Raw genomic sequence first — 9407 nt, 5'->3', positions numbered from 1 at the left:
CGAGACGCGAGTGGCCCGTGAGATGGCGGCGGCGCGGGTGACGGCGGCCGAGCGCCAGCGGGACACGTACCAGGGCACCCAGAGTGGAGCGGGAGGGCAGGGCGGGGCGCCCTTCGAGCTGCGCTCGCCGCTGGACGGAGTGGTGTCCTTCGCGAACGTGATGCCGGGGGCGGTGGTGGGGGTGGGGGAGCGGCTCGTCTCGGTGGTGAACGCCGAGCGGCTGTGGCTGGAGGCGCAGGTGTACGAGCCGGACGTGGCGCGGGTGCAGCGCTCACCGGGCGCGAGCTTCACGGTGGCCGGCTTCGACAAGCCCTTCACGGTGGACGAGAAGAGCGGCCGGCGGGTGGCGGTGGGGGCGGTGGTGGACCGGGCCACGCGGACGGTGCCGATCATCTTCGAGCTGCCCAACCCCGAGGGCGCGCTCAAGCCGGGGATGTTCGCCAAGGTGACGCTCTTCACCGGGGAGACGGTGAGCGGGGTGGCCATCCCCGAGTCCGCCCTCGTGGACGACAACGGCAAGCCCACCGTCTTCGTCCTGGCGGGGGGCGAGTCCTTCTACAAGCGGCTCGTGCGCACGGGCGTACGCTCCGGGGGCCACGTGCAGGTGCTGGAGGGCGTGAAGGAGGGCGAGCGGGTCGTCTCGCTCGGGGCCTACGAGCTCAAGCTGTCCACCGCGACGGGCGCCAGTGTCGGGCACGGGCACTCGCACTGAGGGCGGGGGAACGCACGCATGAACCGCCTCATCCGCTGGTCCATCGAACACCGGCTCCTGGTCGTCGCCGCCTCCATCCTGCTGCTCATCCTGGGACTGGAGACGGTGCGGCGGATGCCGGTGGACGTCTTCCCGGACCTCACCGCGCCCACCGTCACCGTGCTCGCCGAGGGCCACGGGCTGGCACCCGAGGAGGTGGAGACGCTCATCACCTTCCCCATCGAGACGGCGGTGAACGGCGCCACGGGCGTGCGGCGGGTGCGCTCGTCCTCGGGGGTGGGCATCTCCATCGTGTGGGTGGAGTTCGACTGGGGGACGGACATCCACGCGGCCCGGCAGGTGGTGAACGAGAAGCTCCAGATGGTGGCCGCGCAGCTTCCGCCGGACGTGCCACCGCCGACGATGGCGCCCGTGTCCTCGGTGATGGGGGAGATCCTCTTCCTCTCCGTCGCGTGGGACCCGAAGGCGCTGGGGCCGGACGAGTCGGGGAGCGAGGCGCGGATGATGGAGGCGCGGGGCGTGGCGGACTGGGTGCTGCGCCGGCGGCTGCTGTCCGTGCCGGGAGTCTCCCAGGTGGTGCCCATCGGCGGGGCGGTGAAGCAGTACCAGGTGCTGCTGCGCCCCGAGTCCCTGCATGCGCTCGACGTGGGCTTCGAGCAGGTGGTGCGCGCGCTGAGGACGACGAACCAGAACACCTCGGGCGGCTTCTACGTGGAGCGGGGGCAGGAGTACCTGCTGCGGGCCGTGGGGCGCGCGAGGAGCGTGGAGGACCTGGCCAACACGGTGGTGACGGTGCGCGGGGGCCAGCCCATCACGGTGGGGCAGGTGGCGGACGTGCGGGTGGGACCCCGGCCCAAGCGGGGCGAGGGCAGCGCCAACGGCGAGCCGGCCGTCATCCTCGCGGTGATGAAGCAGCCGGACGCCAACACGCTGGCGCTCACGACGCGACTGGACGCGGTGCTCGACGAGCTCCAGCCCACGCTGCCCAAGGGGCTGAAGGTGGACCGGCACATCTTCCGGCAGGCGGACTTCATCTCGGTGGCGGTGCGCAACGTGTCGGTGGCGCTGCGGGACGGTGCCCTCCTCGTGGCGGTCATCCTGCTGGTCTTCCTGATGAACGTGCGCGCCACGCTCATCTCGCTGGCGGCCATCCCCCTGTCGCTGGTGGCGGCGGTGCTGGTGCTCCGGGTGTTGGACATCAGCCTCAACACCATGACCATCGGGGGGCTCACCATCGCCATCGGAGCGCTGGTGGATGACGCCATCATCGACGTGGAGAACGTCTTCCGGCGCCTGCGGGAGAACGCCCACCTGCCCGAGGCGCAGCGCCTGCCGGCCACCGAGGTCATCTACCGGGCCTCCTCGGAGGTGCGCACGGCCATCCTCTTCGCGACGCTCATCATCATCCTGGTCTTCCTGCCGCTCTTCTTCCTGTCGGGGCTGGAGGGGCGGATGCTGGCGCCGCTGGGGCTGGCCTACATCGTGGCCATCGCCGCGTCGCTGCTCGTGGCGGTGACGCTCACTCCGGCGCTCTGCGCGTACCTGCTGCCGCGGGCCAAGGCGCTCGGACAGGACGAGGGGCCGCTGCTGCGCTGGCTGAAGCACCACTACGGGTCCCTGCTGCGGCGGGCACTGGCGCACCCGAGGGCGGTGCTCGGCGGAGCGGGGCTGGCGCTGGTGGCGGCATTGGCCCTCGTCCCCTTCCTGGGGCGCGCCTTCCTTCCCGAGTTCAACGAGGGCTCACTCACCCTCAACGTCGTCACCCTGCCGGGCACCTCGCTGGAGGAGTCGGATCGGCTCGGCCGGCGGGTGGAGCAGGCGCTGCTGGCCTTCCCCGAGGTGGCCGCCACCTCCCGGCGCACGGGCCGCGCGGAGCTGGACGAGCACGCCCAGGACGTGAACGCGGCGGAGCTGGACGTGCGGCTGGACTTCTCGAAGAGCGAGCGCTCGAAGGAGGAGCTGCTCGCGGCGATGCGCCAGGCGGTGGCCCAGGTGCCGGGGGCGGTGGTGACGATCGGCCAGCCGCTCTCGCACCGCATCGACCACATGCTGTCGGGCTCGCGGTCCGCCATCGCGCTGAAGCTCTTCGGGGATGACCTGGACACGCTCCGGGAGCTGGCCGAGCGGGTGATGCGGGTGACGGAGGAGACGCCGGGAGCGGTGGACGTGTCCATCGAGCAGCAGGTGGACATTCCGGAGCTGGAGATCCGCATGGACCGGGACGCGGTGGCGCGCTTCGGGCTGACCACGGGTGAGGTGGCCGAGGCGGTGGAGCACGCCTTCGCCGGGGCGACGGTGGGGACGATGCTGGAGGGGCAGCGGACGGTGGAGCTGGTGGCCCGGTTGGCGGACGGGGCGAGGGCGGACCTGGAGACGCTGGAGTCCACACCCATCGACACGCCGGCGGGGACGCGCATCCCGCTGAAGATGCTGGCGACGCTGTCGCGCGACACCAGTCCCAACACCATCAGCCGCGAGGGCGTGCAGCGCAAGATGGTGGTGCAGGCCAACGTGGCGGGGAGGGGCCTGTCCACGGTGGTGGAGGATCTCAAGGCGCGCATCGCCGCGCAGGTGCCGATGCCCGAGGGCTACTCGGTCGTCTACGGTGGCCAGTTCGAGAGCGCCGAGGAGGCCGCCCGCACCATCACCCTGCTCAGCGTGGGGGTGGTGGTGGGCATCTTCCTGCTGCTGGTGGTGGCGTTCGGCTCGGTGCGCAACGCGCTCCTCACGCTCATCAACCTGCCGCTGGCGCTCATTGGCGGGGTGGTGGCGGTGGCGCTCGGCTCGGGGGTGGTGAGTGTGGCCTCGCTGGTGGGCTTCATCACCCTGTTCGGCATCGCCACGCGCAACGGCATCATGATGGTGAGCCACTTCGAGCACCTGATGATGCACGAGGGGAAGAGCCTGCCCGACGCGGTGATTCAGGGCTCGTTGGAGCGGCTCGCGCCCATCCTCATGACGGCGCTCTCGGCGGGACTGGCGCTGGTGCCGCTGGTGCTGGCCGCCGACGCGCCGGGCAACGAGATTCAAGCGCCCATGGGCGTGGTCATCCTGGGCGGGCTGCTCTCCTCCACCTTCCTCAACATGCTGGTGGTGCCGGTGCTTTTCCGGCTCTTCGGCCGGCCACCCGAGAAGGTGCCCGCGGGCGGTTGAGGGGGGGTCCAGTACGGGTCCACCGTGCGCTGCGCGTCAATCGGTGCCCGGAGTGCTGGACTGGGTGGGTCCCGGGTGCTTGCGTCCCCCCCCGTGACGGGCGCGACGACGAGTGGAGAGGGCAGCGTGGGGGCGGAGAACGGAGCGCGGGTGGCGGTTCCCCGGGAGCCACTGGGGCGCCTCTTCCTGCGCTTCCTGCACTTCGGCCTGCTGGCCTGGGGCGGGCCGGTGGCGCAGATCGCGATGATCCGCCAGGACCTGGTCGAGAAGGAGAAGTGGGTGACCCGCGAGCACTTCAACCGGGTGCTCGCGGTGTACCAGGTGCTGCCGGGCCCCGAGGCGCACGAGCTGTGCGTCTACTTCGGAATGCTCTCGCGCGGCCGGGTGGGGGGCCTGCTGGCGGGGCTCGGGTTCATGCTGCCGGGCTTCGTCCTGATGCTCGGTTTCTCGTGGCTCTACCTCCGCTACGGTCTGGAGTCGCCGCTGTTGGCGGCCGTGTTCGGTGCCGTCCAGGCCGCGGTGGCGGCGCTCATCGTCCGGGCGGTGGTGCGCATCGGGCAACACATCCTCGTGGACCGCTGGGCGTGGGCGGTGGCCGTGCTCGCCGCGCTCGCCCAGGGCGCGGGGGTGCACTTCGGCTTCTCGCTCGTGGCCGCGGGCCTCATCGTCCTGCTGGCGAAGAAGGGCCTGCGGCTGCCGGCCCTCGGGCTCGCCGGGGCGGGTGCCCTGGCCGTGCTCGTCCTCCTGGTCCTCCACGGTTTCGCTCCCATGGGGGCGGGAGGGGCGGAGGTGGGGCAGGGCGTCGCCCAGGAACGCCCCTCGCTCTTGACCCTGCTGGTGTCGGGCCTGCGTGGCGGGCTGCTCACCTTCGGCGGGGCCTATACCGCCATTCCCTTTATTCAACGGGACGCGGTGGTGACGGGCGCGTGGATGACCAATGCGCAGTTCCTCGATGGGCTCGCGCTCTCGGGGCTCATCCCCGCGCCACTCATCATCTTCTCCACCTTCGTGGGCTACCTGGGTGGGGGGCTGCCCGGCGCCCTGGTGCTGACGGCGGGCATCTTCCTGCCGGCCTTCTCCTTCTCGCTCCTCGGCCACGACTTCTTCGAGCGGGTGCTGAACCACCCCCGCTTCCGGTTCTTCCTCGATGGGGTGACGGCGGGCGTGGTGGGGCTCATCGCCGCGACCACGGTGGGGCTGCTACGCGCCGGGCTCACCACCCTGCCCACGGTCGTCATCTTCGCCGTGGCCCTCGGGGTGCTCTTCCGGTGGAACTCGAAATTCCTCGTACCGCTGGTCATCGCCGGGGCGGGCGTGGCTGGGCTTCTGCTCCAGGTGCGATGAGGGCTGGACAGTCCCGTATGGCCGGCTGCTGGCGGTCGGCCGTGCGGCCCTCTACGATCCGGGCTGGCATGACGTTCCGCTTCCTTGCTCTCAGCAGCGTGCTCGTTCTTCTCTGCCCGGCTGCGTCGTCTCTCGCGGCCGAGCGGCCTCCTCGCATCGTGGTGGACCCGGGCCACGGAGGGGACCAGGGGGGCGCGACGAGCCCCACGGGACTCCTCGAGAAGGAGGTGTCGCTCCAGATTGCCCGCCGGGTGCGGGAGCACCTGGAGAAGGACCTGGCCGCGCAGGTGCTGATGACGCGGGACGAGGACCAGTCGCTGCCGCTGCCCGAGCGGGTGTCGTTCGCCAACAAGCAGCGGCCGGACCTCTTCCTGTCCATCCACTGCAACGCGATGCCCACGAAGCGCACGCGCGCGCGCGTCCAGGGCATCGAGACGTACTTCCTCTCGGCCAGTGCCTCCAACGACACGGCGCGAGCCGCCGCGGACCGGGAGAACGCCGAGGCGCCGACGGCGCGGGAAGCGCGGGGCGACTCCACGCTGGCCTTCATCCTCCAGGACTTGGCGCGCACCGAGGCGCACCAGGACTCCTCGCGCCTGGCGTACGCCGTCCACCAGAAGCTCATCGCCGCCACGGGGGGCTCGAACCGGGGCGTGCTGCAGGCGCCCTTCTACGTGCTCAACGGCGTGGAGGCGCCCGCCATCCTCATCGAGGTGGGCTACATCTCCCACCCGGAGGAGGGGGGCCGGCTGGGCCGCGCCGAGTACCAGGAGCAGCTCGCCACCGCCATCTCCGAGGGCGTGCGGGCCTTCCTCGCCGAGGTGCGCAGGCGCGACGCCCCGAAGTCGCCCGCGGTGGCCGCTCCCGCCACCCCCTGACACTGCGCCTCACTCCTCCCGGACAACGGGTTGCCCGTCTGCTAGAGAGGCGGCCCGTTTCACTTCCAGAGGAGCCTCCCATGCGGTCCTTCAACCGTGGGGCGTTGGATCTGCGCCCTGTTACCCTCACCCCCGCGGCCACCCGCTATGCCGAGGGCTCCACCCAGGTGGAGTTCGGCCACACCCGCGTGCTCGTCACCTGCTCGGTGGAGGACAGGGTTCCCCCGCACCTGATGGGAAAGGGCCAGGGCTGGGTGACGGCCGAGTACGGCATGCTGCCGCGCTCCACGCACACCCGCACCCAGCGTGAGGCCTCCAAGGGCAAGCAGACCGGGCGCACGCTGGAGATCCAGCGCCTCATCGGCCGCTCCATGCGTGCCGCGGTGGACCTGCCGGGGCTGGGCGTGCGCACCTTCACCCTGGACTGCGACGTGCTCCAGGCGGACGGCGGCACCCGCACGGCCTCCATCACCGGGGCCTACGTGGCGCTGGCGCTGGCGATTCGCAAGCTGCACAAGGACGGTGTGCTGCCGCGCATGCCGAAGCTCACCCCGCTGGCGGCCGTGTCCGTGGGCGTGGTGAAGGGCGAGGTGCGGGTGGACCTGGACTATGACGAGGACTCCACGGCCGACGTGGACCTGAACCTCGTGGCCACGGGCGACGGGCGCATCGTCGAGGTGCAGGGCACCGCCGAGCACCAGCTCTTCGACCGCAAGGCGATGGACGCCATGCTGGACGCGGGGCTCGCGGCCATCCGCCAGCTCACCGAGGCCCAGCAGAAGGTGCTCGGAGGCTGATGCCATGAAGCCGCGCCTGCTCTTCGCCACCACCAACCCGGGCAAGCTGCGCGAGCTGCGTGGCCTCGTGGGGGACGCCGTGGAGGTGCTCGCCCTGAGCGACCTGCCCCCGGTGCCCGAGCCCGTGGAGGACGGGGCCACCTTCGAGGAGAACGCCGAGAAGAAGGCCCGCGCCTACGCCGAGGCCACCGGCCTGCCGGCCCTGGCGGATGACTCGGGGCTGTGCGTGGACGCACTGGGAGGACGACCCGGGGTTCACTCGGCGCGCTACGCCGAGGGGAGCGACAAGGCGCGCTACGAGAAGCTGCTCGGGGAGCTGTCCGGGGTGCCCGACGAGAAGCGCACGGCGGCCTTCATGTGCGCGCTCTGTCTGGCACTGCCGGGGCGGGGGCCCTCCCTCATCGAGGTGGGCCGCTGCGAGGGGCGCATCGGTGACGCGCCCAAGGGCGAGCACGGCTTCGGCTACGACCCCGTCTTCGTGCTGCCCGGGGGAAAGACGATGGCGGAGCTGACGAAGGAGGAGAAGGCCGCCATCTCGCACCGGGGCAGGGCCTTCCAGAAGATGAAGCCGCGCCTGTTGGCGTGGGCGAGTGGGCAGGCTGTCGGGGAGTAAGCAACCGTCAGGAACGTTGGCCTTGCACGTCCGTTCCGGATGGTTCAACAATGCTGGACTTCATCGGGGCGTAGCGCAGCCTGGTAGCGCACCTGCCTTGGGCGCAGGGGGTCGGAGGTTCGAATCCTCTCGCCCCGATATCGCAGCACCGTTGTACGGAGAGAACTGGGTGCCAGTAGCTCAGCTGGATAGAGCATCGGCCTTCTAAGCCGAGGGTCGTGGGTTCGAGTCCCGCCTGGCGCGCCAATCCTCCGCTGTGACAAAGGGCTTGAACGGTGACGGTTTCCACGGTAGGGAAGCCGCCACGTCGCAAGACGGTTGTTCGACGTAACGGCGGTCATAGCTCAACTGGTTAGAGCGCAGGACTGTGACTCCTGAGGTTACCGGTTCGATCCCGGTTGGCCGCCCTTCTTCATCCCCCGCTTTTCGCGCCTATAGCTCAACTGGATAGAGCATCGGCCTTCGAAGCCGAGGGTTGGGGGTTCAAGTCCCTCTGGGCGCACAGCAGCACCCCCTTTCGAGGGTGCCGCCGCGCCAGGGACTCTTCCCCCTCACTTCACCGTGAAGCTCAGGCGTCGGTGCCGCTCGCCGCGGGGACGCGGCAGCGCAGCTCCGCCTCCGTCTCGAGCGCCGCGAGGTTCTCTCGCATCGCCCGGGCCCACTTCGCCTTGGGCTGCTCCATCAGCTTCTCGTGCGCCAGGTCGATGGTCTCGGCCAGCTCCTCGTCATTGAGCTCCGACACCGTCTTGCCCTTGTGCGTCCCGAAGGCCACCACCACGGCGGAGCTGCGCAGCTTCGCCACGGCCTCGGTGACCGGTGCCGGCTCGGTGGCCGGTGCGGACTCCTTGGCTTCGGGCTCCTCCTTCACGAGCACGGGCTCCTTGGCCTCCTTCGCGGCCGCGGGCACCTTGCCCTCCTTGGCCTGCTTCGACTCCTTGGCCGAGGTGGAGGAGCGCGCCTTCACCGGGGCCGGCGCGGGCGCCAGCTCCGGCTCACGCACGGGCTCCTTGGGGGCCTCCACCACCTGGAGGGGCGCCTGCGCCTGCACCGGGGCGGTGGGCAGGGGAGGGAAGGACGCCTTCACGGGGCCGGGACGCGCGCCCAGCACCTCGTAGCCGCCGTGGCTCGTCGAGGGCGCGGGCTCCGCCGCGGGCTCGAACTCCTCGGCCGGCATCTCCTCGCGCACGTACAGGCCGCCGAAGGCCTCGGGGTACGCCTTGCGCAGCGCCGCCACGCGCGCGCACTTCTCGATCATCGTCGTGGGAATCTTCGCCCACAGCGGCGTCTGCTGGACGTAGCCCGCGAAGTCCAGCCACACCACCACCGGCAACTTCCCATCGCGCACCACCCGCGACCAGGCTCCCACCAGGCTGCCCTTGCGCTTGGCCGGGTTGAAGCGGTGCACCACCTCGCCCTTGCCCTGGTCCACGATGATCTCATCCTCGGCGTACACCGCACTCGCCTGGATGCCCTTGAAGTCCGGGAAGCGCTCGGCGCGCGCCAGCATTCCCGCCTCGGAGGGCTGGAACTCGTAGCGCGTCACCCAGTTGGGCTTGTCCCGGTTGCCCGCGTTCTGCCGGCGCGCCACGCAGAAGGCCTCCTTCAGCAACGGGTCCAACCCGGAGCGTTTGCACTGTTCGATGAAGAGGGCGAACTCGTCCTCCCCGATACCCCGGGGGCAGATGGTCCGCTTGATGAGTTCCACGCGCTCGGGGCTCCACTGTCCCGACGCCGTTTCCGACTTGTTGTGGGCTTCCATGCCGCTGCTCTGCTCCGCCTTCGAAAAGGGCGAACGACCTCCGTCCGCCCGCAGGTTTGGGAAGATTCAACCCGGGACGGAGCGATTTGCCATCCCTTTACTGAACGGGCGTCCAGGCCAGCTCGGAGGGCAGGCAGGCGTCAGCAGGGGG

7 protein-coding genes and 4 tRNA genes are annotated in these 9407 nt (G+C 70.7%); 10 read left to right on the top strand and 1 reads right to left on the bottom strand.

What is annotated here, in order from left to right; all coding sequences use genetic code 11:
• The 10 genes from VF697_RS20275 to VF697_RS20230 all read left to right on the top strand — a co-directional run.
• On the top strand, positions 1–712 hold a 712-nt coding region (locus tag VF697_RS20275), incomplete at its 5' end, for an efflux RND transporter periplasmic adaptor subunit (RefSeq protein WP_331097397.1).
• Between the two features lie 18 nt (positions 713–730).
• Positions 731–3865 carry an efflux RND transporter permease subunit gene (locus VF697_RS20270; RefSeq protein WP_331097395.1) on the top strand — a complete coding sequence of 1045 codons (3135 nt, stop codon included), beginning with the start codon at positions 731–733 and terminating at the stop codon, positions 3863–3865.
• A 75-nt stretch (positions 3866–3940) separates the two neighbouring features.
• Complete coding sequence (gene chrA / locus VF697_RS20265) at positions 3941–5209, top strand: chromate efflux transporter (protein ID WP_331097393.1); 1269 nt, start codon at positions 3941–3943, stop codon at positions 5207–5209.
• Positions 5210–5277: 68 nt separating this feature from the next.
• A complete protein-coding gene (locus VF697_RS20260; RefSeq protein WP_331097391.1) occupies positions 5278–6087 on the top strand; it encodes an N-acetylmuramoyl-L-alanine amidase in 810 nt (269 codons plus the stop codon).
• Positions 6088–6167: 80 nt separating this feature from the next.
• On the top strand, positions 6168–6884 hold the full coding sequence (gene rph / locus VF697_RS20255) for a ribonuclease PH (RefSeq protein WP_331097389.1): 717 nt from the start codon (positions 6168–6170) through the stop codon (positions 6882–6884).
• A 4-nt stretch (positions 6885–6888) separates the two neighbouring features.
• Positions 6889–7497 (top strand): RdgB/HAM1 family non-canonical purine NTP pyrophosphatase, encoded by a 609-nt coding sequence (gene rdgB, locus VF697_RS20250; protein WP_331097388.1) that lies wholly within the window; start codon positions 6889–6891, stop codon positions 7495–7497.
• Between the two features lie 64 nt (positions 7498–7561).
• A tRNA-Pro gene (locus tag VF697_RS20245) sits at positions 7562–7635 on the top strand.
• A gap of 31 nt (positions 7636–7666) precedes the next feature.
• Positions 7667–7743: transfer RNA gene (locus VF697_RS20240), tRNA-Arg, on the top strand.
• Positions 7744–7830: 87 nt separating this feature from the next.
• Positions 7831–7904: transfer RNA gene (locus tag VF697_RS20235), tRNA-His, on the top strand.
• A gap of 21 nt (positions 7905–7925) precedes the next feature.
• A tRNA-Arg gene (locus VF697_RS20230) sits at positions 7926–7999 on the top strand.
• Positions 8000–8065: 66 nt separating this feature from the next.
• On the opposite strand, the gene bet is transcribed toward VF697_RS20230, so the two are convergent.
• Positions 8066–9256 (bottom strand): phage recombination protein Bet, encoded by a 1191-nt coding sequence (bet, locus tag VF697_RS20225; RefSeq protein WP_331097387.1) that lies wholly within the window; start codon positions 9254–9256, stop codon positions 8066–8068.
• Positions 9257–9407 lie beyond the last annotated feature (151 nt).

It is taken from the genome of Archangium sp. (assembly GCF_036388035.1).
Taxonomy (GTDB): Bacteria; Myxococcota; Myxococcia; order Myxococcales; family Myxococcaceae; genus Archangium.
This window is presented reverse-complemented; position numbering and strand designations above follow the sequence as displayed.

Bases quoted from the DNA above. Each gene is read 5' to 3' on its own strand.
- VF697_RS20270 (WP_331097395.1), top strand. From the start codon at position 731: ATGAACCGCCTCATCCGCTGGTCCATCGAACACCGGCTCCTGGTCGTC.
- bet (WP_331097387.1), bottom strand. From the start codon at position 9,256: ATGGAAGCCCACAACAAGTCGGAAACGGCGTCGGGACAGTGGAGCCCC.
- VF697_RS20260 (WP_331097391.1), top strand. From the start codon at position 5,278: ATGACGTTCCGCTTCCTTGCTCTCAGCAGCGTGCTCGTTCTTCTCTGC.
- rph (WP_331097389.1), top strand. From the start codon at position 6,168: ATGCGGTCCTTCAACCGTGGGGCGTTGGATCTGCGCCCTGTTACCCTC.
- rdgB (WP_331097388.1), top strand. From the start codon at position 6,889: ATGAAGCCGCGCCTGCTCTTCGCCACCACCAACCCGGGCAAGCTGCGC.